At 71.4% G+C, this 23,235-nt stretch carries 19 protein-coding genes; 8 read left to right on the plus strand and 11 right to left on the minus strand.

Annotated elements, in window-relative coordinates:
- Positions 1–3 precede the first annotated feature (3 nt).
- The 4 genes from ACWDOP_RS29695 to ACWDOP_RS29710 are packed head-to-tail and all read right to left on the minus strand — an operon-like array spanning position 4 to position 4,436.
- Positions 4–564, minus strand: coding sequence for a YdcF family protein (locus tag ACWDOP_RS29695; RefSeq protein ID WP_456347675.1), 561 nt, complete (start codon positions 562–564; stop codon positions 4–6).
- Positions 561–2,051, minus strand: a complete 1,491-nt coding sequence (locus tag ACWDOP_RS29700; RefSeq protein WP_456347676.1) for an oligosaccharide flippase family protein — start codon at positions 2,049–2,051, stop codon at positions 561–563. Before ACWDOP_RS29700 ends, ACWDOP_RS29695 begins: the two co-directional genes overlap by 4 nt.
- Positions 2,048–3,067 (minus strand): glycosyltransferase family 2 protein, encoded by a 1,020-nt coding sequence (locus ACWDOP_RS29705; RefSeq protein ID WP_456347677.1) that lies wholly within the window; start codon positions 3,065–3,067, stop codon positions 2,048–2,050. The genes ACWDOP_RS29700 and ACWDOP_RS29705 overlap by 4 nt, the downstream gene beginning before the upstream one ends.
- A 16-nt stretch (positions 3,068–3,083) precedes the next feature.
- Entirely contained in the window at positions 3,084–4,436 is a 1,353-nt protein-coding gene (locus ACWDOP_RS29710; RefSeq protein ID WP_456347678.1) for a nucleotide sugar dehydrogenase, read from the minus strand.
- A gap of 206 nt (positions 4,437–4,642) precedes the next feature.
- Between ACWDOP_RS29710 and ACWDOP_RS29715 the strand changes: the two genes are divergently transcribed.
- From ACWDOP_RS29715 to ACWDOP_RS29730, 4 genes are read left to right on the plus strand one after another with little or no spacing between them, the layout of a single operon-like run.
- Complete coding sequence (locus ACWDOP_RS29715) at positions 4,643–5,998, plus strand: phenylacetate--CoA ligase family protein (protein WP_456347679.1); 1,356 nt, start codon at positions 4,643–4,645, stop codon at positions 5,996–5,998.
- A gap of 17 nt (positions 5,999–6,015) precedes the next feature.
- Positions 6,016–6,594 (plus strand): AMIN-like domain-containing (lipo)protein, encoded by a 579-nt coding sequence (locus tag ACWDOP_RS29720; RefSeq protein WP_456347680.1) that lies wholly within the window; start codon positions 6,016–6,018, stop codon positions 6,592–6,594.
- Entirely contained in the window at positions 6,591–8,150 is a 1,560-nt protein-coding gene (locus ACWDOP_RS29725; RefSeq protein ID WP_456347681.1) for a hypothetical protein, read from the plus strand. The genes ACWDOP_RS29720 and ACWDOP_RS29725 overlap by 4 nt, the downstream gene beginning before the upstream one ends.
- Positions 8,147–9,787 carry an O-antigen ligase family protein gene (locus ACWDOP_RS29730; RefSeq protein ID WP_456347682.1) on the plus strand — a complete coding sequence of 547 codons (1,641 nt, stop codon included), beginning with the start codon at positions 8,147–8,149 and terminating at the stop codon, positions 9,785–9,787. Before ACWDOP_RS29725 ends, ACWDOP_RS29730 begins: the two co-directional genes overlap by 4 nt.
- Here ACWDOP_RS29730 and ACWDOP_RS29735 read toward each other — a convergent pair.
- From ACWDOP_RS29735 to ACWDOP_RS29760, 6 genes are all read right to left on the minus strand, one after another.
- A complete protein-coding gene (locus ACWDOP_RS29735; RefSeq protein ID WP_456347683.1) occupies positions 9,742–10,950 on the minus strand; it encodes a glycosyltransferase family 4 protein in 1,209 nt (402 codons plus the stop codon). The genes ACWDOP_RS29730 and ACWDOP_RS29735 overlap by 46 nt on opposite strands.
- Entirely contained in the window at positions 10,947–12,071 is a 1,125-nt protein-coding gene (locus ACWDOP_RS29740; RefSeq protein WP_456347684.1) for a glycosyltransferase, read from the minus strand. Before ACWDOP_RS29740 ends, ACWDOP_RS29735 begins: the two co-directional genes overlap by 4 nt.
- Positions 12,068–13,129, minus strand: a complete 1,062-nt coding sequence (locus ACWDOP_RS29745) for a glycosyltransferase family 4 protein (protein ID WP_456347685.1) — start codon at positions 13,127–13,129, stop codon at positions 12,068–12,070. Before ACWDOP_RS29745 ends, ACWDOP_RS29740 begins: the two co-directional genes overlap by 4 nt.
- A 10-nt stretch (positions 13,130–13,139) precedes the next feature.
- The gene (locus ACWDOP_RS29750) at positions 13,140–14,492 is read right to left on the minus strand and encodes a hypothetical protein (RefSeq protein WP_456347686.1); all 1,353 of its coding nucleotides are present in this window, start codon (positions 14,490–14,492) and stop codon (positions 13,140–13,142) included.
- A gap of 29 nt (positions 14,493–14,521) precedes the next feature.
- Entirely contained in the window at positions 14,522–16,117 is a 1,596-nt protein-coding gene (locus ACWDOP_RS29755; protein ID WP_456347687.1) for an oligosaccharide flippase family protein, read from the minus strand.
- Positions 16,118–16,244: 127 nt separating this feature from the next.
- Positions 16,245–17,621, minus strand: coding sequence for a polysaccharide pyruvyl transferase family protein (locus ACWDOP_RS29760; protein ID WP_456347688.1), 1,377 nt, complete (start codon positions 17,619–17,621; stop codon positions 16,245–16,247).
- 178 nt (positions 17,622–17,799) lie between these two features.
- Between ACWDOP_RS29760 and ACWDOP_RS29765 the strand changes: the two genes are divergently transcribed.
- From ACWDOP_RS29765 to ACWDOP_RS29780, 4 genes are read left to right on the plus strand one after another with little or no spacing between them, the layout of a single operon-like run.
- Complete coding sequence (locus ACWDOP_RS29765; protein WP_456347689.1) at positions 17,800–19,044, plus strand: GNAT family N-acetyltransferase; 1,245 nt, start codon at positions 17,800–17,802, stop codon at positions 19,042–19,044.
- 60 nt (positions 19,045–19,104) lie between these two features.
- Positions 19,105–20,259, plus strand: a complete 1,155-nt coding sequence (locus tag ACWDOP_RS29770) for a glycosyltransferase family 4 protein (RefSeq protein ID WP_456347690.1) — start codon at positions 19,105–19,107, stop codon at positions 20,257–20,259.
- 41 nt (positions 20,260–20,300) lie between these two features.
- Positions 20,301–21,257: an NAD-dependent epimerase/dehydratase family protein gene (locus ACWDOP_RS29775; protein WP_456347691.1), complete on the plus strand. Its 957-nt coding sequence runs from the start codon at positions 20,301–20,303 to the stop codon at positions 21,255–21,257.
- A gap of 4 nt (positions 21,258–21,261) precedes the next feature.
- A complete protein-coding gene (locus tag ACWDOP_RS29780) occupies positions 21,262–22,110 on the plus strand; it encodes a polysaccharide lyase (protein WP_456347692.1) in 849 nt (282 codons plus the stop codon).
- Here ACWDOP_RS29780 and ACWDOP_RS29785 read toward each other — a convergent pair.
- On the minus strand, positions 22,037–22,729 hold the full coding sequence (locus ACWDOP_RS29785; RefSeq protein ID WP_456347693.1) for a sugar transferase: 693 nt from the start codon (positions 22,727–22,729) through the stop codon (positions 22,037–22,039). The genes ACWDOP_RS29780 and ACWDOP_RS29785 overlap by 74 nt on opposite strands.
- Between the last annotated feature and the right edge of the window lie 506 nt (positions 22,730–23,235).

Below are 23,235 nucleotides of genomic sequence, written 5' to 3' on the forward strand. Positions count from 1 at the left end.
GACTCAGCAGCCCCGCGTGAGGAAAGCCCGTGCGTAACCGACGGTTTGGTACACGTAGGACCACGCCCAGTACGCCGGGGAGATCTCCAGCGGACTCGGCGCCATGATCAGCTCACCCGGAAAGCACCGCGCCAGGATGTAGCGCGCCCGCGACAGGTGCGGCCGCATGGTCACCACGATGACCGTGCGCCAGCCGCGCTCGCGGGCGATCCGGGCCAGGGCGCGGCCCTCCCCCAGCGTGGTCGGCGGATCGGGCGCGAAGCATTCGAGGGCGACGCCCGCGGGCGGCGTACGGCAGGGTTCGCGCACTTCGTCGAGCGCGGTATCGGGCCCGTACGGATTGGAGAACAGCACCGTGGCGGCGTAGCCCCGCCGGGCGAGCTCGATGCCGTAGGCGTAGCGGTCGATGCCCTCGCCGCCGAGCACCACGATCGCGTCCGCGTGCCGCAGCGGATCGACCTGGGGTCGCACGTACACCGGGAACCCGGCCGCGACGAAGACCCCCACCAGCACCAGCACCGCGAGCCCGGCGCGCACGCGGCGGCGGCGCGGCAGCGACCTCACGACCGCCGCACCGCGGACCGGAGCGATCGCAGCGTTCCGGGCGAGATCGCCTGCAGCACAGCGGCGAACACCCCGGCGAACGCGATCACCTCGACCGTCAGCAGCACGAGCCCGGCGGCGGTACCCCGCTCCCCCGCCCGCAGCACCGCGTGTTCGAGCAGCGCGAGCGCGGCGGCCGCGACGACCCCGGCCGCGACGGGCGGGCCCAGCAGGCGCCCGAGTTCGCTGGATGTCACCCCGACGACGTTACGCGCGAGGAGAAGTCCGGTGATTCCGGTGAGCAGCGCGGACCCCGACAGCGCCAGGCCGACGCCGAGCAGCCCGTGCGGCAGCAGCAGGAGCAGCAGCGGCACCGCCGTGATCGCCCCCGCACCGGTCATGACATTGATAAGGTGCGGTCGCCCCGCGCCCTTGAGCGCCTCGGCGCCGACCGACATCAGCGCGTACCCCACGCCGACCCCGGCCATGGCCTGCACCAGAATTCCCGCTCCGCGCCACGGGGAGCCGAGCAGCAGCACGACGAGGGGTTCACCGAGCACCGCCAGCAGCGCCGACGCCGGCACCACGGCGAGCCACATCCAGCGCAGCGCGGTCAGGAATCCGCGGGCGAACCGCTCGGGCTGCCCCGCGATGCTCGCGAACGCCGGATACAGCACGTACGAACAGATTTGGACGATCGCCTGCACGGGCAGGAACGCCAGCCGCCTGCCGTTGCGGTAGTTGCCCAGCGCGGCGCTGTCGAGCCGATGCCCGACCAGCACCACCTCGGCGGCCTCGACGGCCCGCTCCACCAGACTCTCGATCGCCAGCGGCGCCGCGAATCCGGCCAGCTCGCGCCACAATCGGAACGAGAACCGGCCCCGCAGCGGCCGCCACCCGCACAGCCACCACGAGGCGACCACCGCCGCCAGCACCGACGCGTAGTACCCCGCCACCAGCGCCCACACGCCGAAACCGCAGGCGGCCAGCGTGATCGAGACCGCGGCGAAGGCGATCGCGTTGACCGGATCCACGATGACGCGGCGCTCGAACCGGAAAGCGCGCTGCAGCAACGCGTCCGGCACCGCCAGCAGCGAGGTGAGCACGACCGTGCCCGCGGCGACCGCCGCGACGGCGCCGACCCGGTCGTCCCGGAAGATCGCCGACAGCACCGGCGCGGTCAGCACCAGCAGCCCGGCCAGCGCCACACCCGACCCCAGGGTCACCCGGAACACCGTCTCGGCCGCGTCCGCGATCTCGGTGCGCCGCTGGATCAGCGCGTGGCTCAGCGACCCGTGCGAGAACACGACCACGACGGTGGTCAGCACCGTGCCGGCGGTGAAGACGCCGACCTCGGCCGGGGTGAGCAGGCGCGCCAGCACCAGGGTCTGCGCGAGCGCGATGATCTGCACCGCGCCCACCCCGGCGGCCGAGAGCGCCGCCCCGCGTCGCAGCACCGCGCCCAGTCCGGTGGCGGGCGACGGCTCCTCCGGTTCGCCCGCGGTCACCGCTGCACGGCGGTCACGACCCGGCCCGCGGTGTGCGCGACCCGCTCGGAGACCCGCTGTTTGAGCGGGTGCACCCGCCGCAGCAGACCTGGGAACAAGCGCACGGCCACGATGATCGCGCCCGCGCGCACGGTCCGGCGCTGCCGGAACGCCTCGCGCGCGAAAGCTCGCGCCCCGCGGTTATCGCTCGCCAGGAACGCCCGCTGCGCCTTGCGCAGCGCTTCCCAGTAGCGGAAGGTGCGCAGCGTCCGGTCCAGCGCGGCGCGTTCGGACTCCCCCTGCGGCGCGGCCCAGGCGAAGGATCGCTCGAGCTCGGTCATGAACGCTTCGACCTTGGCGGGGTCGCGGGTCATGGAATCGCTGCGCAGCCGGAAGCGGGCCAGGCGCTGGGGCAGGATCCGAATGTCGTGGTCACGCACCATGCGAATCCAGATGACGACCGATTCGTGCAGCTCCTCGCCGCCGCGGTCGTAGCCGCCGACGGCCTCCCACACCTCGCGCCGGATGGCCGCGGTGTAGTACGGCACCAGGCCGCCGAGCAGATCGGCCAGGGTGAGCCGGCGCGCGGGGTCCGGTCGCTTGCGCACGTCGGTGGAGCGGTAGTAGCCGATCGGCAGATCCGCGCCCGAATCGTCGAATCGATAGGCGTCGCAGCCGATCGCGGCGATGCCGGGCTCGGCGGCGAAGGCCGCGCGCACCACCTCGCAGTAGGCGGGCAGTACCTGGTCGTCGCTGTCCAGCACTACGAAGAAGCGGCCCGTGGCGACCGCCGCGGCGGCCATCACCCCGCCGTCGTAGCCCCGGTTCTCCTGACGTACCAGGCGAATCCGCGCGTCGGCCGCCGCGTAGCCGGACACGATGTCCGCGATCGCCTCGGACATGCCGTTGTCGACGACCACCAGCTCCCAGTCCGGGATCGTTTGCGCCAGCACCGATTCGATGGTCTCGGCCAGCACGTCCTCGGTGCAATACGCGGTGGTCAGAAAGCTGAACTCGGGAACGTTCGATTCCCCCATGGCAACCCTTTCGGCCCTACCATCCGATACCCAGATATCCCGGCCGCAGGCGTCGTTGCGCGGCGCCGGGCAGCCGCACCAGGTCGATGACGGTGCGGTCCGGGCCGAGGCCGTCGATGGCGGCCACCACGGCCGGTTCGGCGGTGCCGGCGATGAAGATCTCGCCGTGCGCGACGACGGTGGCGATGTCGTCGGTGAGCAATTCGCCGATGTGCGGCAGCCGTTCCTCGATGAAGGCCCGGTTCGCGCCCATGAGCCGCGAGAGCGCCACGTTAGCGTCGTAGATGCGCACGTCGTAACCCTTGCCGATGAGCCGTTCGGCGAACTCCACCATGGGCGACTCGCGCAGGTCGTCGGTCCCGGACTTGAAGGACAGCCCGAAGATGCCGACCCGCCGCCTGCCCAGTTCGATGACCAGATCGACCGCGCGGCGCAGCTGGGTCTCGTTGGAGGCGAGCACGTTCGCCAGCACCGGCAACTCCAGATCGTGCTGCCGCGCGGTATGGGTCAGTGCCCGGACGTCCTTGGGCAGGCACGAGCCGCCGAAGGCGAACCCCGGCCGCAGGTAGGCCGGGCTGATGTTGAGTTTGGTGTCGGCCAGGAAGATGTCCATGACGGCGTGCGAATCGAGCCCGAGCCGCGCGCACAGCGCGCCGATCTCGTTGCCGAAGGTGACCTTGAGTGCGTGAAAGCTGTTGTCCACGTACTTGGTCATCTCCGCCACCTCGAGCGGCACCCGGAAGCGGGGCCCCGGCAGGCCCTCGTACAGACTCATCATCTCGGCGCCGGTGCGCGCATCCGATTCCCCGACAACCGTTTTCGGCGGATTCTCGAAGTCGCGGACGCTGCTGCCCTCGCGCAGGAACTCCGGATTCACGCAGACGCCGAAGTCCACGCCCGCGCGTTTGCCCGAGGCCCGCTCCAGAATGGGAATCAACGTGCCCACACACGTTCCCGGGACCATGGTGCTGCGATAGGCGACCACGTGCCAGCCCGCCTTGACCGCCAGCGCCGCGCCGATCTCCTCGCTCACCCGCTCCAGATACGCCGTGGACAGCCCGCCGCCCGCTGCGGACGGCGTGCCCACGCACACGATCGAGATGTCGCTCGCCAGAACCGCTTTGGCCACGTCCTCGGTCACCGACAGCTGCCCTGCCGCCACCACGCTCGCGATGAGCTCGCCGATGCGTTCCTCGACCACCGGGGTGCGCCCCCGCCGGATGAACTCGGTCTTCTGCGGGTTGACGTCCACCCCGATGACCGCGTTGCCGCGCGTGGCCAGGCAGGCCGCGGACACGCATCCCACGTAGCCCAGACCGAATACGCTGACCACGTTCTTCGCGCCCGCCCGCGGTTCGTCGTCGTTCACTGTTCGCCGGTACTGCTCGTCCACACTGCACCCCACCAGGGATCGTCGCAACCGCTATTTAGCTTTATACCAATGTATTCCGCGATTCGTTCGAGTTATCATCGTGCGGTGCAGCACGCGATGGGCCCGTGCACATCGCCGTCGGGGGTGAGGATGTCGAGGCCGTATACCCGCACGGGAAAACGGCTGGGGGGTTGCTGAACACGATGAGTTTGCCGAGTGCCGGCGGGGGTCTGAAGGACCGGCTCAGGCGCGCGCATCCGCGCCATCGCGCACTGCGACGCACACTGGGAAGACTCGAACGCGACGACGCGGCGGGCATCACGGCGTACCAGGAGCGCAGGCTGCGTCAGCTGGTGCGGTTGGCCGCCGCACGCTCACCCTTCTATCGCGAGTACTTCCGCACCAGCGGCATCGATCCCGCCTCCATTCGCACCCTCGCCGATCTGCCCCGGCTGCCGCTGATCTCACGCGACGAATTGGCCGAGCGCGCAGCCGATTTCGCGACGCGCCCGCGCCGGCTGATGTGGGCGGCCCGCTCCAGCGGCACCTCCGGGGTGCCGATCGAGTGCTACCGCACCATCGATTCCTCGATCTTCGAACTGGCCATCCTCGAACAGCAGTGGAGCTGGTTCGGCGTGCCCGCGAACGCGCGGCGAATCGTGCTGCGCGGCAGCGGGTTCGCACATCGACCCGGACACGGCGCCGCACTCGGCAGGCGGGGCGCACGCCAGCTGCTGGTGTCGAGCTATCACCTGACCCCGGAACGAGTGCGGGACATCGCCGATGAGATTGACAGGTTCCGCCCCGATGTCGTCGAGGGCTGGCCGTCGAGCATCGCGCTGCTGGCCGCGCTGCTGCGCGATCGCGGCCTGCGCGTTCCGGTCCGCGCCGTCATCACTTCCTCGGAGATGATGGCTCCCGGTCAGCGCACCCTGATGCGCGAGGTGTTCGCCGCGCCCATCATCGACCATTACGGCCAGACCGAGCGGGTCGCGATGGCCGGCACCTGCGAGCACGGCGGCTACCACGTCTTCCCGCACTACGGCATCGTCGAACTGCTGCCGGTGCCGGGTTCGGACTCGCGCTGGGAACTGGTCGGAACCGCGTTGCAGAACAGCGGCTTTCCGCTGCTGCGCTATCGCACCGGCGACGAGGTCCGCCCGGCCGCGCCCGCGCCGTGCCCGTGCGGTCGCGCATTTCCCCTGCTCGGGGTCGTCGACGGCCGGGTGGAGGACACCTTCACCGCGGCCGACGGCCGCCCGCTGCCGCTGCCCTCGAGCGTGGTCGACGATCTGAGCGGATTACGCGAGGCACAGATCGCCCAGTTGCGGCCCGGGGTGTTCGAGCTGAGAGTGGTACCCGGTGAGGGATTTTCGGCGGCCCGGACGGCGGCGCACGCACGGCGCAATGTCGGGCGGCAGTTCGGCCCGGGCCAGCAGGTGTCGGTCCGCGTGCTCGAGCGGCTGCCCCGGCCGCCCAGCGGCAAGCTGAAGACCGCGGTGGTGGAGCACGCCGCCGAGCCGCGACCGGCGCTCCCGGCGGAACGCCGGCCGACATGAGTGGAGGGGATGCGCCGGTGCGAGTTCGCCGTGGGAACCACCGCCCGCGGGTGGTGGCGGTGCTGGTTCCGGTGCTGGCGGGCGGCCTGATCACGGCCTGCGACACCGGACCCGGGACCGGCGCGGACCCCGTCCCGGTCACCACCGCCGTGATCGACGAGTTCGCGGCCAAGAATCGCACGCCCGATCCCGGGGCCGTCGGCATCGGTCTCACCGAACTCGCCGTCGCGCGAACGGATTCCGCCGATCAGGTGATTCTCACGTTCACCGGGCCCGCCACCCCGGGCTGGGCGGTGCACTACGTGAACCAGGCCATCCAGAACAGCACACAGCAGGTGTATCCGGTCGCGGGCCGCACCATCATCGAGGTGCTCGTCCGCGAAGCCGCCAACCCCTTCGTCTCGGGGGTGCCGCCGTTCGCTGGGGCCGAGACGCTGACCGATCCCGCGCTCACCGCGATCGGCCAGGTCAGGTACGCGGGCACGGTGCGCGGGGTGACCCAGGTGTTCCTGGGCCTGACGACCCCGCAGGTCGGCTTCCGGGTGCGCGCACTGTCCGAACCCACCCGGGTCGTCGTGGAGGTCGATCACCGATGACGCCTAACCCCGATACCGCGACCCCCGAGCACCGCCCGCCCACCACCGAAACACACACGCCCAGCACGCTGTACGTGCTCCTGGACCGCGTGCGCCACCGCCGCTGGCTGGTGCTGGTGATCACGATCCTGGTGACCTGCGGGGCCTACGCGACCTCGCACGGCAAGACCACCACCTACACCAGCCGGGTCCTGGTCTCGGCGGCCTCGACCCGGCCGCCCACCCAGGACGCGATCCTGGCCCAGGGGTACACCTACTTCCTCAATGACCCGTCGTACCAGTCGAATCTGGCGCAGCAGCCCGGCTTCCCGGTCGACATCACGAGCTTCTCCGCCGAGTTCGTCACCGCCGGCCCGCTGTTCTACATCCAGGTCACCGCCGAGTCGCCCGCTGTCGCCAGGACGGCCGCGCCCACGGTCGCGCAACTGTTCGTCGACGACGTGAACGGCCGCCTGGACGCGAGCCGGTCCGAGACCGCCGCCGCCATGACCGCCGCCATGATGACGGTGTGGGGTGACAGGCTGGCGGCCAACGACCCCAACGCCTTCAGCGCGCAGATCCAACTCCAGCAGGAGATCGATCGGCTCAACGCCGACTCCTCCAACCACCTCACGGTCCTGCAATCGGGTGCGGGCGCGACCGCCACCGGCCCGGGCCGCACGAGGAGCCTGGCCACCGGCCTGGTGGGCGGGCTGCTGTTGGGCTGCGTCGCGGCCCTGCTGGCGGGCGCGGCGACCCGGCGGCTGCACAGCGAGTACGACGTGGTGGAGAAGACCGGGGTGCGGCCGTTCGAGGTGATTCCGCCGGGCGGCACCCCAGGCCGCGACGCCCGGCGGGCGGTGGCGCTGCGGCACGTGGCCAATCTCGTCGCGCGCGCGGCGACCACGGCCTCCACCTCGATCGCGGTGATACCGGTCTCGGCCGGTGCGGGCGGTGACGACCTGGCGCGGTCCATCGCCGAACAGCGGGCCGCCCAGGGCGCCCCGACCGTGTTCATCGACGCGAACCTGCGCCGCGCGCCCGGCGAATCACCTACCGCCGCGGCCGAATCCGACGAGACCGCGGGGTTCGGCCGGACGGATCGGTTCGTCGGCCCGGTGCGGCCGGGAGCGGATTCGTCGGCGACCGCGCACCTGCCGCGCCCCGAGCGCGGCGTCGCGGAGTATCTGCGCGGCTGGGTGCCCGATGCCCGGGAGCTGGTGATCACGCGCGCGCCGGACGGGTTCGCGGAGATCGGCCCGGGCGCCACGAGCGCCGACCCCTACCCGCTCTTCGATCGCGAACGCGTACGCGCCCTGCTGGATTCGGTGTCCGCCGCGGCCGATGTGGTGGTGCTGGCGCTGCCGCCCATCACCGCGGCCCCGGAGGCGCAGATCGTGGCCGATCTCGCCGACCTGACGATCCTGGTGCTCGAGCGCGGTCACACGCGGGTGCGCGATGTACAGGAGGCGGTGCGGGCGGTGAATCAGGTCGGCGCGCAGGTGCTCGGGGCGGTGCTGGTCGACACCGCCGCTCCCCGCCGCGCACTGTTCCGGCGCTCCGGGACCACCCCGTGACGACCGGATTCGAGACCGATACCGCGACAGTGCGGTCACCGAGCCCGCCGCGCCGACTCCGCGCGCGGTGGCTCTCGCGCCCGGCGGGGCCGAATCCGTTGCGCCGGTGGGTGGTACCGGCGGCCGCCATGGCCGCGGGCCTGGCCGCGATGATCGCGGTATCGCCGCACGCGCCCGGCGGGATCGGCACCGTCGCGGCCGCGGGCGCGGTGGCCGCGGCGCTCGTGGTCGTCGGGTTGCGAGATCCGCGCTGGGCCTTCGTCTTCCTGATCGTGGCCACCTTCCTGCGCCCGGCGATTCCGAAGATCCTGCCCACCACCGACCCCTTCATCCTGGCGTTCGGCGGTCTGCTCATCGCGACGGTGGCGTGGATTCGCGGCAGGCCCGATCGCCGGGTCTCGCTCGGCGCGATCGAGTGCGCCATGGCGCTCTACCTGCTGTGGAACATCAATTCGATTCTGCAGGAACACGAATACCGGCCGATTCTCTATCCGCTGTCGGGTCAGGAACTGGACCTGTGGCGCTATCTGATCATCGGCACCGGAATTCCGTTCGCCACCTATCTCATCTCCCGCGTCATCTTCGGAACACGCGAGTCGCTGCGCTTCCTGCTGTTCACCCTGCTGGGGTGCAGCGCGTACTCGGCACTGGTGAGCATCCTGCAGTTCCACGGCCCACAGGCGCTGGTGTGGCCGCGCTACATCGTGCTCGCGCCGGCCTGGCCCGAACGCGCGGTGGGGCTGCCGAATCAGCCGGAGGTCAACGGCCTCATCCTCATCGCGGGTTACGTCCTGGCGCTGGTCCTGATCGGCGCCGAGCGGCGCACGCGCGCACAGCGCCTGCTGCTCGCGGTGATCGCCGCGGCGTGCGCGTACGCGATCTTCCTCACCCACACCCGGTCCATCTGGCTCGATTTCGCGGTCGTGGTGCTACTCGGCATCGTCCTCGGCCGGGGCTATCGAACCGGCTTCGTGCTCACCGCGCTGGGCACGGTCTCCATCATCGCCATGAACTGGACCGCCTTCACCAGTTCGGACCGGACCTCCGGCGGGGTGACCTCCACGAACGAGGTCTACGACCGGCTCAACGCCAACGCCACCGCCGTCTGGGCGTTCCTCGAAAAGCCGTGGAGCGGATGGGGTCTGGGCCGCTTCGTCCAGGTGAACACCTACCGGCATCAGCAGTGGTCACCCGATACGCCGTGGGAGCGCGGCCTCGGCATCCCCGCGCACGAGACCGAGCTCGGCATCCTCGCCGAGCTGGGCATCATCGGCCTGGCGCTGTGGCTCGCGGTGCTGATCCTGCTCGCGCACCGCCTGCTCTCGTCCTACCTGCGGCTGCCGCCGGACGGGATCACGGGCCGCCCCCTGGCGTTCATCGCAATCACCGGATTCCTCTCGCTGGCGCTGGCCGGTCTGTTCGTGGACCTGCGCCTGTTCGACTACCCGAGCACCATGGTGTTCGCACTCGTCGGCGCGGCGGTGGGCGCCGCGGATCGTCTCGGCGCGCGTACACCGCCCGACCCGCTCGCGGCGGGTCGCGAACGCCGGGCGGCGATCCGGGCCCGCAAGCTCGAGGTCGCCACCGCGGATCAGCCCCGGATCGGGGGCACCGAGTCCCGGAACACCCCCGCGTAGAAGTCCACCAGGTGCTTTCGCGAGGTGTCCCAGGACAGTTCGCGTTCCACGCGCTCGCGCCCGAGCGCGCCCATGCGCGCGCGCCGGTCCGGATCGTCCAGCAGAGCGGAGATGGCCGCGGCGAACCCGGCCTCGTCGTCGTCCGGCACGTACACCGCGGCCGCACCCGCCGAGACGCGCGCCTCGATCAGATCGAAGGACACCAGCGGCCGGGACATGGCCATGTATTCGACGACCTTGTTCATGGTCGAAACGTCGTTGAGCGGGTTCTTCGGGTCCGGCGACAGGCAGACGTCGGCGGTCGAGAGACAGGTCTGCACGAACTCGTCGGGCACCCGGCCGGTGAACTCCACGATGTCGGCCACCCCGAGCTCCTTGGACAGCGCGACCAGATCCTCGAAAGCGTCTCCCCCGCCCATGAACACGAAATGCGTGTCGTCCCGGCCCAGTTCGTCGCGCAGGTGCGCGATGGCGCGCAGCGCGTAGTCGACGCCGTCCTGCGGGCCCATCACCCCGAGGTACGCGCCCAGGTACCGTCTGCCGCGCTTGAGCGCGGGATCGGCCGGGCGCGGCACGAACCGCGACAGATCCGGCGCGCTGCGCACGACGGTGACCCGGTCGGGCGCCATGCCGCCGCGCTCGATGGCGGCTCGGCGATAACTCTCGTTGGTGGAGATGACCGCGTCCGCGCACGCGAAGGTCAGCCGCTCGAGCAGCGTCGAGACCCGATAGAGCGGGCCCTTGCCGCCGAACCGGGACAGGAACAGCTCGGGCACCAGATCGTGATGATCGAACACGAATCGTGTTCCGCCCCAGCGCAGTACCAGCGCGATGAGGAACAACAGATCCGGCGGATTGCAGGCCTGCACCACGTGCACCGGGCCTTCGCGCCGCACGCGCAGCGCCAGGCGCAGGGTGTGCCACAGCGCCAGGGAGTACTCGCGCAGATAGCCCGCCGGGCCGCCGGTGGCCGCGCGCAGCGGGTACCGCAGAATGCGCACGCCGTCCAGGGTGACCTCGGGTTCGCGATCGGCCTTGGCGCCCATCGGGCAGATGACCGTCACCCGGTAGCCGGCCGCGACCAGGGCGCGGCTCTCCTGCCACACCCGCCGGTCGAAGGGGACCGAGAGATTCTCGACCAGGATCAGAATGTGTCCGCTCATCGCAGCATCACCTCTTCCAGGGCGCGCTCCGCCGCCGCGGTGCTCGCCTGCAGACTGAATTCCGTGTGAACGCGGTCGCGGGCGGCGCTGCCCATCCGCTTGCGGGCCTCGGGATCGGCGAGCACGTCGAGCACCCGCCGGGCGAGCCGTTCCGGATCTCGCGGCGGCACCAGGTATCCGGTCACCCCCTCGACCACCAGCTCGGGGACGCCGCCGACCGCCGTGCACACCGCGGGCCTGCCCGCGGCCATCGCCTCGAGCAGAGCCATGGGAAAGCACTCCACGCTGTGACTGCTCAGCACCACGACGTCCAGGGCGCGCAACAGCTCCGCGACGTCGGGGCGCGAGCCCGTCAGCAGCACGTGACCGGTGAGGCCGGATTCGGCTATCCGGTGCTCGATCTCCGCGCGCACGGGTCCGTCCCCGATGATCAGGAACCGCGCCGTCGGCAGCTCGCGCACCACCAGGCGGGCGGCCGCCAGGAACGTGGCGTGATCCTTCTCCGGGCGCAGCGCGGCGACGATGCCGACGACCGAATCCCCCTCCGCGATACCGAGATCGGCCGCCGCCCGGCGATCGTCGGCCGGTTCGAAGGCGGCCGGATCGACGCCGTTGTGAATGATCCGGATCTTGGCTTCGGGATAGCGGAGTTCCTCGACCAGGTAGCGGATCTGGGCGCGGGCCACCCCGAAATAGGCGGCGGTGCCGCGCTCGAGCAGCCGGTCCACCAGCGGGCGGATCCGCCCGCGCGGCTCGATGTCCCCGTGGTTGTGCACCCAGACGATCGATCGCGGCACACCCGCCAGGCGCGCGGCGATCCGGCCGAGCGCTTCGGCGTTGTAGCCGCGCGTGATCACCACGTGCGGGCGCTGCTCGCGCATGATCCGCACCAGGGCCCGCAGCGCGGGTACGGCCTGCCGCTTGCGATAGCCCAGGGCGCGCGCGGGCACGCCGGCCGCGACCAGATCGCCGAAGAGCGCGCCCCGTTCGCCGATGCACACCGCCGCGGGCTCGAATCGGGTGCGATCGAGCCGGGGTAGCAGCGTGGTCACGTGCCGTTCGGCGCCGCCGACGCGCAGATCCGGCACCACGTACAGCACCCGGATCGGAGAGTGGGTCATGAGGTGAGCTCCCGGTAGATGCCGTCGAATCGCCGCCACACCACATCGATGTCGAACTCGGCCCGCATCCGCGCGCGGGCGGCCGCGCCCAGGCGCGCCCGTAGCGTGTCGTCCCCGATCACCCGGGTGAGCGCGTCCGCGAGCGGTTCGACCGCGCCGGGCGGCACCGAGATCGCGCAGCGCTCGTCGAGCAGGTCCGGTATGCCGCCCACCGGGCTGGTGACGACGCAGAGCCCCCGGGCCATGGCCTCGAGGATCGCCATGGGCTGGCCCTCGCGATGCGAGGGCAGCACCAGGACCTGCGATCGGGCCAGCAGGTCCGGAATCGCCTGCGGCGAGACCCATCCGGTGATCTCGACGCTGTCGGCGATGCCCAGTTCGGCGACCCGCTCGCGGGCCCGGTCGACGGCGCCGTCACCGGCGACGATCAGCCGCGCGTGCAGCGGTCCCGCGAGCATCGCCGCCCGCCAGGCCTCCAGCAGCGTGAAGGTGCCCTTCCGTTCGCCGACCTCACCGAGGAACAGCACCCGCACCGGCGCGGCGGTGCGCTGCACCACCGCGCGCTGGGCGCGTACCGCGTTGGATACCACGATGATTCGCGCGCCCGGGGTGATTCCGCGCAGCGCGACCGCCCAGGACTCACCCAGCGCGACCACCACCGCCGCGCCGCGCAGCGCGTCGCGGATGGCGAATCGCAGCGGCCCCGGGGCCTCGTCGTAGAACACCCGGAAGTCCGAGCCGTGCACGTGCAGCACCACCGGCACGCGGGCCGCACGGGCGAGCAGTTCGAACAGGTACTTGCGCGGGAAACTGCCGTACGAGGACAGATGCAGGTGCACGACCCCCGGCCTGCGCACGAGCAGGCGGTACACGTACACCAGCAGCCCCACCGCGTACGCGGACAGTTTGACCGGCAAGCCGCCGTCGCGATGGGTGGCGACGTGGGTGATGCGCCAGCGTTCCCACAGCGGGGTCGTGCGCACCTCGCGAACGAAGGTCGCCACCCCGCCGCGCGTGGCCATGCTCGTGGAAACCCACAGGGCCCGTTGCTTTTCCACGACGCCCCCGCTACTCGGGGCGCCCGGCGGCGATCGCGGACCGCTCGGCCGGAGGCGGAGAGCCGTCCGCCGCGCCGGAGTCCCGCGCGTCGATGAGGACCGCGCCGAGCACGGTCGCGTCCGCGGCGGCCAGCACCCGGATCGCCGCGCGCGCCGGCCCGGTCCGGGCGGCGGCCCGATCCAGGATCAGCACGGTCGACCCGGCGGCCGCCGCGATCACCTGGGTCTCGACGGCCTCGAGCACCGGCGGCGCCATGATCACCACGAAATCCGCGCGCTCGTGCAGCGCGGCGAGCAGGCGGTCGACTCGCTCACGACTCAGCGCGGTGAACGGATCCTCGCCCGTGCTGCCCGCGAACACCTCGTGCAGATTCGGCATCGGGGTCGCGGTGAGCACGGCGTCGATGCCGATGCGGCCCGCGAGCAGTTCCGCGACGCCGATACCGTGCGGGCGCCGCAGATCCGCGTGGACCAGGATCGTTCGCACACCCTGGCGCGCCCGTTCGGCGGCGATGGTGCGCGCCACGATCTCCACCCCGGCCGTCGCCTCGGGCGCGGTGCAGGCCACCGCCGCCCGGGTCACCGGCGCGGCCAGCCCCACGGTCGTCACCACCTGCCTGAGCGCGCGATCGCGCGGCGCCACCGTGGTGCGGGAATCCTTGGGCACCACCGCGATAGCGGCCACCCCGATCTTCTGCTCGATGTCGTCGGCGGTGCGCACCCGGCGCGACAGCGCGCCGGTCACCAGGGCCGCCAGGAGTCCGAGCAACAGCCCGCCGACGCCGTGGGCGAGCAGGGTCGGCCACCGCAGCGGTTCCGCGCGCACCACTTCCGAACTCAGTTGCAGGTCGATCAGCTTGTTCGAGGTGTCGGCGTTGATGCGATTGATCTGGTCCTGCATCTGGGTCAGCGAGACGTCGTTGACCACGCCGTTGGCCGCGCGGATGTCGTCGAAGGGTTTGCGCACCGCCGCGATCGCCGCGTCCTGAGCCGCGCGCAGGCTGGCGTTGATCTCGTCGCGGAAGGCCGCACCCGCCCGCTGCGCCGCGTCGCGCGCGGTCTCGGCGGTCTCGGCGGTCGCCTCGATGAACAGGATCGGGCTGGAGGCGACCGTGCGGGCCCGCAGGCTCACCGTGTCCGGAACACCCTTCGCCGCTTTGAGTTCGGACTGATACGCCGGGTCCTCGAAGTACTGCGCGTACCCGACCGAGAGCACGGCGTCCTGGTCGGGCGCGCGGTTCGGCGACCCCACGGTGAGCGCGATGCGATTGGTGTAGGTCGGCTGCAGATCGCGGACCGAGTACGCCCCCAGGCCCAGCGCCAGCACGGTGATCGCGACCACCAGCCAGGCGCGCCGGCGCACGCGGAGGAGGTGAACTGCCGTGGCACTGTTCAATTCGGCTCCCTGGATATTAGGGGCTCGGCACCGGCGGATATCGCGGCCGGGGACGCGCCGTTACGCCGACCGGCGCGCGCCGACACCGCGCGCAGGACGCCGCGGGGCAGATCGGGCGCCAGTGCGGACAGCACGAGCAGGTAAATGATCACGAACACGAGGGCGTCCAGCACCAGCGCGCCGATGCCGGGCGCCAGCGAGCGGGTATCTGCCTGCAGCACACGGTGTTCGAGCACCCAGACCACCGTCAGCGCGAGCGCGGCGGCGGGCAGCGGCGGCCCGATGACGCGGAGCAACTCACCGATCCGCACACCGATCACGGTGCGCGCCAGCCCGATCACCACGACGCCCACGATCAGCGCGGTGGCCGAGGTCGCGAGTCCGACGCCGACGAGGCCGAACACGGGCACCAGCGCCAGCAGCAGCCCGATGCCGAGCACGAGCTCGATCGCGGTCTGCCAGTTCAACAGTGCGGTGCGGCCCGCGCCCTTGATGGCCTCCTCGCTCACGCTCATCCACGCCTTGCCGAGACCGAGACCGGCCATCGCGACCACCACGGCCCCGGCCTCGCGCCACCGCTCGCCGAAGACGATGACCACGGCGGGTTCGCCCACCGCGACGATGAGCCCGCACAGCGCGGCCGCGCCCACGGTGGTGAAACGGATCGCCCGCAGGTAGGCCTCGGTCAGCCGCCGCGGGTCTCGTTCCGCGGCGATCCGGGAGAAGGCCGGAAACAGCGAGAACGCACCGACTTCCACGATGAAGCGCACCGGAATCTGCGCGATGCGCTGACCGTACCGGTAGTGCCCGAGCGCGGCGGCCCCGAGCCCGCGCCCGACCACGGCCGCCTCGACCGTGCTCTGGACCCGCGACCCGAGCATGTTCACCACCACCGGCGAGCCGAACCGGGCCAGCTCCCGCCAGACGCGCAGCGAGGCGCGACCGCGGCCGGGCCGCCAGTGCGCGAGCCACCACACCGCCAGGACCCACACCGCGTAGGAGGCGTAGGTGCCGATCACCAGACTCCAGACCCCGAACCCGAGCGCCGCCAGTGTCACCGACACCGCGCAGAAACTGACCGAAACCGCCGGTCCCACAATGATTCTGCGCCGGACGCTGAACTCGCGCTGCAGGAGCGCCTCGGGCACGTTGGTCAGCGCGAACAGCACCAGGAAGCCCGAGGTGGCCGCGGCGACGAGGCCGATGGTCTCGCTGTCGAACACGGCGCCGATGACCGGGGCCGCGGCCAGCGCGAGCAGCCCGATCCCCAGCCCGTTCGCCAGCGACGCGCGAAAGACGGTGTCGGCGGCATCCTCGACCTCCCGCTCGCGCTGCACCAGGGCCGAGCGCAGGCCGCCCTCGACGAAGGTCGTCAGCAGCATCGTCAGGACGGTGCCCGCGGCGAAGGCGCCGACCTCGGCCGGGCTGAGCAGGCGCGCGAGCGCGACGGTCTGCCCCAGCGAGACGAGCTCGCCGAAGATCAGCGCGCCCGCCGAGGCCGCCGCGACCCGGCTGATCTTTCCGGTGAGACCGCCGCCCGTCCCCGGCGGCGCGGCCGATGCGCCGGATTCGGCGGCGGCCGAATCGGTCACGCGCGGTGGCGGATCGGCGCTGCGCGGCGTTGACGGTGGTTGCTCGCCGCGCCCGCCCGCTCGCACGCCGTGGCCGACGAGGTCGCCGGACCGGGCCGACGCCCGATCCGGTTCCTCGCCGTCCGATCTAGGCATGGCCGGTGTGCGATCGTTCCAGGAGCGCGTACATCCGCTCGAAGCCCCGCAGGCTCGCGGCGACCTGTTCATCGGCCTTGGCTCGCAGCGGTTCCCGGACCGACTCCGCCTCGTCCCAGGCCGCCCGCACCGCCGCGGCCAGCAGGTCGCCGAGATCCGGATCGTCGAGATGGATCAGGCGCACGCCGCCGCCGAACATCTCGGCCAGGCCCAGGAATTTGTCGTCGTAGTACTCGGTCGAGGTCAGCGCGACGACCGGAATGCCCTGGCTGAGCGCGAAGACCGCCAGATGGTATGCGCCGGTAACGAGTACGCGGCACCGCGCGACCCGCTCGGCCACATCGCCGGGCCGTACGAAACGTCCCGGCGGCGCGACCGGGTCGGCGCTCGGGCGCACCAGCGGCAGCGTGGTGGCGCGATCGGGGGAACCCGGGGTCTCGGCGATGATCAGCGGCACCAGCCGGGCCCGCAGCCGGGCCGCCGACTCGCGAACCACCGCCCCGACCAGATCCTGCGCCCCCGGTCCGACCGGGGCGTAGCGCGCCACCCGCAGGCACACGCCGATGTCGCTGCCCACCTTGTCTTTTCGCGCCGCCACCGCGAGCTCGATGGCGTCGTCGCCGGTGACGAGGCAGGCCTCGGGCGGCACACCCAGTGCGGCCAGCAGACCGGGACCGCGCCTGCGTTCGCGCAGGGCGATGAGCGGAACCTTCACCAGCGCCCGCGCCGCGCGCTCGCGCAGGCCCGGGTCGCGCAACGGGCCCAGCCCCTGGCCGACCATGGCGGTGGGAATGCCCGCGTCCCTCGCGTAGTCGAGCAGCTCCAGCACCCGCGTGGCCTGCGGAATATCCGCGTCGGTGAGGTAGCCGCCGCCCAGGGCCACGACCAGATCCGCCTCCCGGACGGCGCGGGCCGCACCGCGGTGCCGCTGCTCGATCCGCGGACCGGCGGTGACACCGGTCTCGGCCCCATCGTCGCGCTCTGCGGTGACTTCGTGAGATCGCAACGCACGCAGTCGATCTCGCACACCGATCGCCCGCGGCAGCAACCACGCCCAGGCACGCAGCCGGGCGATCTCGACCGGGCCGGTCACAGCGGGACCGAGTCGTGCGGCCAGGCGTACCGCCCGGCCGGGCGCGCCCCACGGATCGGACCCGCCGACCGTGATGCCCACGGCCCCGGGGAAATACGCCGACACCAGCGCCGGGGTCTCGGTCATGATGCCGATGCGCGCCCCCGGCCAGCGGGCTCGCAGCCGGCGCACGGTGACCTCGAGCATGGCGAGATCGCCGTAGTTCCGCAGCCAGTACTCACTGTTCTCGATGAGAATGCGATGTCCGGCGCCCCCGCTCGGCAGTCCGGTTCCCACATCGACCTCCCCCGGTCACGCAACGGGCCCGCACGGCTGCGACCGGCTTTCGTTGCACGCCAACGGTATCTCAATTAGCCACACCCGCAATGGCTTTGCAACTCGTGCGCGCGGGCGGCCCGATGAATTCCCGGCCACCGGACCGTACGACGGGAACTTCTCCGGTAGCGTCGATTCCATGCCAGCAGTCGGCGCGGTCCGCGGTTCCGCCCGGCGCCGGGTGCGCCTGGGACCGGTGCTGGTGGCCGGTCAGCTGGTGACCCTGCGCGAGACCCGGCTCGCGGACTTCCCGCGGTGGCGCGAGATCCGGCTGCGGGACCGCGAATTCATCGAACCGTACTGGTACACCTCGGCCCTGACCTGGGAGGAGCGCCACACCCGAGCGTGGTGGATCCGCGAACGCCTGCGGCAGTGGCGGGACCGCGCGGCGGGCCGCGCGCTGCCGCTGAGCGTGCTGGTCGACGGGGAGTTCGCGGGCCAATGTCAGTTGGCGCCCATCGATCCCGTCCACCGCTGCGCCGAACTCGGGCTCTGGATGGACGCCCGCCGGGCCGGGCACGGGGTGGGGACAGTGGCCGGCGCGCTGGCCACCGACTACGCCTTCGGTGAGCTCGGCCTGCACCGCGTCACCGCACCGGTGTGCGTGGGCAACCGGCCCGCGCGCCAGGCGGTCGTTCGCGGCGGAATGTCACTGGAAGCCACCATGATTCGAGCGGTGCACGTGAACGGCGCGCGCAAGGACCACGAGCTGTGGGCGGTACGGGCGGACGAGGCGCCGCCCGGCGGCTACGTCGCGGCGCTGCTGGCCACCGGCGTGGCCACCGCGCGCCCCGACGCCGCGACCGTCTCGCCACGCACCCGCGTGCTGTCCGGCTGGCGGCGGCTGCGGGCGGCCGCGCCCGGTGCGGTGGCGCTGATCGCGGCCCGCTATCTGCTGGGCGCCCCCTGGCGGGCGCGCGAGCGGGCGGCCGAAACCGCTCTGCCGCACTCACTCTCGGGCCTCGACTCCACGAACCACCCGGTTCTGTTACGTCAACCCCGCTCACGCCCCGTTCCCCGCACCGACCGCCGGCGTGCCTACGAGGTCTGCGCCGCGGGCGAGCAGATCGGCCGCCTGCACCTGGATCTGACCGGGCCCAACATAGGTCTCACCCTCGACTTCGACTCCGGCACACCGCGCCCCGGCGCGACGGCGGCCGTAACGCTGCTGCTGGACCACGCGATCGATCAACTGCGCGGAGAGCGCGTGGAGACCCTCATCGACCCGGCCGCCACCCATCTCTCGGCCATCGCCGGCGCGTGCGGACTGCGGCGCGAAGGCGTCCTGATCGCGGCCCGGCGCGACCGCGACGGCAGCTTCCGTGATGTCGAACTGTGGGCGGCAACTCGCGAGAAACCGTCGCGCACAACCGCATACGAGTAGGTAAAGTCCCGGACAGCACGACCGCGGGGGCGGGCGGTGCGGTGACTCTAGGAGCGCACGGTGGGTCTGAACGTTGTCATGATCGCTACCTATCCGGTGGAGCCCGGGCGGATAGTGGGGGGAATCGAGTCGGTCACCAGCACCCTGGTTCCCGCCCTGGCCGCGCGCCCAGAGATAGAACGCCTGACCGTGCTGTGCTTCCACACCGGAACCGAGCCGGTGCCCGACCGCCGCGAGGGCCCGAAGGTCGAGATCCGCTTTCCGCGCGGGCAGCGCCGGCTGGCGGTGGCCACCCGTTCCCACCTCGACGTACGCCGGGCCCGCGCGATCATCGCCGAACTGGCCCCGGATGTGGTGCACGCCCACGAGATCGGGGTGCGCGGCGACATCGCCACCCAGGTGAGCGCGCGCACGATCGTGACCGTGCACGGGCTCATTCACCGGGAGACCGAACTCCAGGCCCGCGTCAGCGCGAAGGAACGCGTGCGGTACCACCTGGTCGCGGCCATGGTGCGGCGGGTGCTGCGCCGGGCCCGGGCGGTCATCTCCATCTCCGACTACGACGCCCGCGCCCTGGCGGGCCTGGTGCGCGGTGAACACCTCAGCATCGCCAATCCCACCGCCCGGGAGTTCTTCGCGCTGTCCCCCTCGAGTCCCACCGAACCGCGACTGCTCTTCGCGGGCGTGCTGTCCCCGCGCAAGAATCCGGAGGGCCTGCTCACCGCGTTCGCCGCGGCGGCGCGGCGGGTGCCCGAGGCCACGCTCGCGGTGGTCGGCCCGCAGCCGGATCCGGATTACGCGAACGCGATTCGCGAGCGCGTGGCCGCCCTCGGGCTGGCCGACCGGGTCGAGTTCGCGGGCATGGTGGACAACGACCGGCTGCGCACCGAGATCACCCTGGCCCGCGCGGTGGTGCTGTTCTCCCACGAGGAGACCTCGCCCACCATCCTGGCCCAGGCCATGGCGGCCGGAAAGCCGGTGCTCGCCGCCCGGGTCGGCGGCATTCCGGAGATGGTGTCCGACGGCGAGAGCGGATTCCTGATCGAGCCCGGCGACACCGCCGAACTCGCCGATCGCATGGTGCGGGTGCTCGAGGACCAGGACCTGGCGCTGCACCTGGGCGCGCGCGGGCACCGCATCGCCCGGGACAAGTTCGACCCCGACGCGGTGGCACGGCGCACCGTCGAAACCTATCTGCGGGTGGCCGGCCGCTAGGCCGCGCACCACTTCCCACCGCGAAAGCAACGGAGCACGAGATGGATTGGACCGGAAGATCCGCACTGGTGACCGGCGGGGCCGGGTTCATCGGCTCGCACCTGGTCGAACTGCTCGTCGCCGCGGGCGCCGAGGTGACGGTCCTGGACACCCTCACCACCGGTAGTCGCGCCAATCTGGCGGCGGTCGCGGACGCGATCACGCTGCGCGAGAGCGACATTCGAGAACTGGACTGGGCCGAGTACCTCACCGCGCATCCGGCCGAGTTCATCTTCCACCTGGCCGCCAACGCGTACGTGCCCCCGTCGGTCGAGGCGCCCGCCGCCGACTACGAGCTCAACTTCGCCACCACGTTCCGCCTGCTCGAGGCCCTGCGGGTGCTGAGCTGGCCCGGCCGCCTGGTCTTCGCCTCGAGCGCGGCGGTGTACGGCAATTCGGTTCGGGTGCCGATCAGCGAGGCCGATCCCACGGTGCCCATCTCCCCCTACGGTGTCGGAAAGCTCGCGGCCGAGCGGTATCTCGCCGTCTTCGCGCAGCTGTACGACCTGAACCTGGCCTCGGTGCGTTTCTTCTCCGCCTTCGGCCCGCGCCAGCGCAAACAGGTCGTGTTCGACCTGCTGGCCAAGCTCGACCGCGATCACCGGCGCATCTTCATCCACGGCGACGGCACCCAGGTCCGCGATTTCCTCTACGTCGAGGACGCGGCGCGCTCGGCGATGATCGTGGCGGCGAACGCGCCGCTGCGCGGAGAGGCGTACAACGTCGGCGCGGGCCGCGAGTACACCATCGACCAGCTCGCCAAATCCCTGTGCGGCATCACCGGATTGGAGCCCGCGCTGGACTACAGCGGGACCAATCGACCCGGGGATCCGGAGCGGCTGATCGTCGACATCAGCCGGTTGCGAGCCATCGGATATCAGCCGCTCGTCGACTTCGACCTGGGCTTGACCAGAACGGTAGCCTGGTACTCGTCCTTGACCGGAGCGACCTGGCAGTAGGGCGATGCGCGAAAGTCGTTGCAAGGCCGGCCTCGCCGCCGGCGCGGTGCTGCTGTTCCTGCTCACCGCCTGTGCGCCGGCACCGTCGCCGCCGGTGGAGCGCTTCGTCGGCGACTTCGAGACCGGCAATTTCGACCAGTGGGCAAACTGCCAGAACGTGGCGGTCAGCAGCACCCCGTGCGCCGACTACACCGATCCCACCGACAGCATGCGGGTGGAGACCTCGGTGGTGCGCCAGGGCGAGTACGCCGCGCGGTTCCAGGTCGGCGAGGGCGACACCCCCGACCGAATCTGCTGCGGCGCACGGGCCGAGGTCAGCGGCGAGGACGCGACCCGGGCCGACGAGGGCGACGAGCGCTGGTATCAGTGGAGCACCCGCTTCGAGAGCGGCTTTCCCGCCGACCGGGGCTGGACGGTGCTGTCGCAGTGGCATGCCGAGGAGGACGGATCACCGCCGCTGGCCGTCGCGGCGGGTCCCACCAATGTGAGCGAGAATCACTGGGGCATAGTGATTTCCACCTGGAACGGTCCGGGTGACGCCGGGCCGACCTACACGCCGTGGAGCATGCAGCTGGTCCCGGACGTCTGGAACGACATCAAGCTGCACGTGAAATGGTCGGCCCGCGATACCGACGGCTACGTCGAACTCTGGCTGGGCGGGCAGCGCCAGACGTTCGACGCCTCGCCGTGCGCCGGTCAGGTGCGCTGCGCCATCCGCACGCTCATGCCGAACGGCGGCGGCGTGTATTTCAAGCAGGGGTACTACCGCGACCCCGGCATCACGCCGCTCGGCGCGGTCTATCACGACGGATTCTCGGCGGCGCTTTCGGAAGACGCGCTGGCGCCGCTGTAGGCGCGGTGATCGCCGCGACTATCAGCCGCAGATCGGTCAGCGGCGTCCAGGTCCGGAGATAGGCGAGGTCGAACTCGGCGATCGCACCGGGCCCCGGTCGCCCCGGCTCCGGGCCGAGCCCGGTGATGCCCGGTCGCAGCACACCGCCGTACACCGGTCGTCCCGACGCGTCCGAACCTCCCGCCGGCTGCGGGCGCGGGCCGACGATGCTCATGCGGCCGGTGAGCACGTGGAAGAACTGCGGCAGTTCGTCGAGCCGGAACTCACGAATGATCTTGCCGACCGGCGTGATTCGCGGATCTCCGCGTCGCCCGGCGGTCGCCCGGCGCACGCCGCCGTCACCGACGAGGGCGTCGAGATGGGTGTCGGGATCGAGGTACATGCTACGGAACTTGAGCATGAGGAAGGGCCGCCCGTCCCGGTCCGTTCGCGGCGAACGATGGAACACCGGCCCGGGGCTGCCGGCCTTGATCGCCACCGCCAGCGCGAGCAGCATCGGCGCGAGTGCCAGCACCGCGGCCAGCGCGAGGCAGAAGTCGAAGACCGCCTTGAGCTTTCGCCGATCCGGCGGTCTCGCTCCGGGCGAGCGCTGTGGTGACGATGACGCTTGTTCGGACACTGAGCGAACACACCTCCCCCACGGGAGAACTGGGTTCCGATCCCCACTGATCAGTTCCATGTAGCGGGCCGAGCCGGGACCCCTGCACCCCTCGGCGCCCATGCCGAACACCGGGGTCGCCGACTTTGTCGATGACCAGAAGCCGAATGTTACACATCCGCGTCGGCCCGGTTGGCGAAACCTGTTCGACCACAAAATCCCCCGGAGGTTGCCGATAGCGACGCAACCGGTTTCCCGCTTGTTTCCCCGCATTTCCCCTATTCGTGAAAATGCCAGGTGATGCAATACCCGCCATACCGATTCGCGGGGGCGTAACCCTTGGTGTGCACGACTCGAGGGATAGCCAACCGAACGCCCCGTTCTGCGAGTCGCAGAAATTCAGTACCCGCGACCGGGTCGCTGTGCCGCTGACCCCGCGGGGCCCGTCAATCCTGTTGTAACGTAAGGCCGGATCGCGCCGACCTCAGTTCAGCCGGTACAACCGTCGGCCCGATCACGGTGAAAGG

This window comes from Nocardia sp. NPDC003693, from assembly GCF_053981095.1.

Excerpts from the sequence above, each read along its gene's own strand:
- ACWDOP_RS29715 (WP_456347679.1), top strand. The coding sequence starts at position 4,643 with ATGAGTTTGCCGAGTGCCGGCGGGGGTCTGAAGGACCGGCTCAGGCGC.
- ACWDOP_RS29775 (WP_456347691.1), top strand. The coding sequence starts at position 20,301 with ATGGATTGGACCGGAAGATCCGCACTGGTGACCGGCGGGGCCGGGTTC.
- ACWDOP_RS29735 (WP_456347683.1), bottom strand. The coding sequence starts at position 10,950 with ATGAGCGGACACATTCTGATCCTGGTCGAGAATCTCTCGGTCCCCTTC.
- ACWDOP_RS29740 (WP_456347684.1), bottom strand. The coding sequence starts at position 12,071 with ATGACCCACTCTCCGATCCGGGTGCTGTACGTGGTGCCGGATCTGCGC.
- ACWDOP_RS29725 (WP_456347681.1), top strand. The coding sequence starts at position 6,591 with ATGACGCCTAACCCCGATACCGCGACCCCCGAGCACCGCCCGCCCACC.
- ACWDOP_RS29780 (WP_456347692.1), top strand. The coding sequence starts at position 21,262 with ATGCGCGAAAGTCGTTGCAAGGCCGGCCTCGCCGCCGGCGCGGTGCTG.
- ACWDOP_RS29765 (WP_456347689.1), top strand. The coding sequence starts at position 17,800 with ATGCCAGCAGTCGGCGCGGTCCGCGGTTCCGCCCGGCGCCGGGTGCGC.
- ACWDOP_RS29705 (WP_456347677.1), bottom strand. The coding sequence starts at position 3,067 with ATGGGGGAATCGAACGTTCCCGAGTTCAGCTTTCTGACCACCGCGTAT.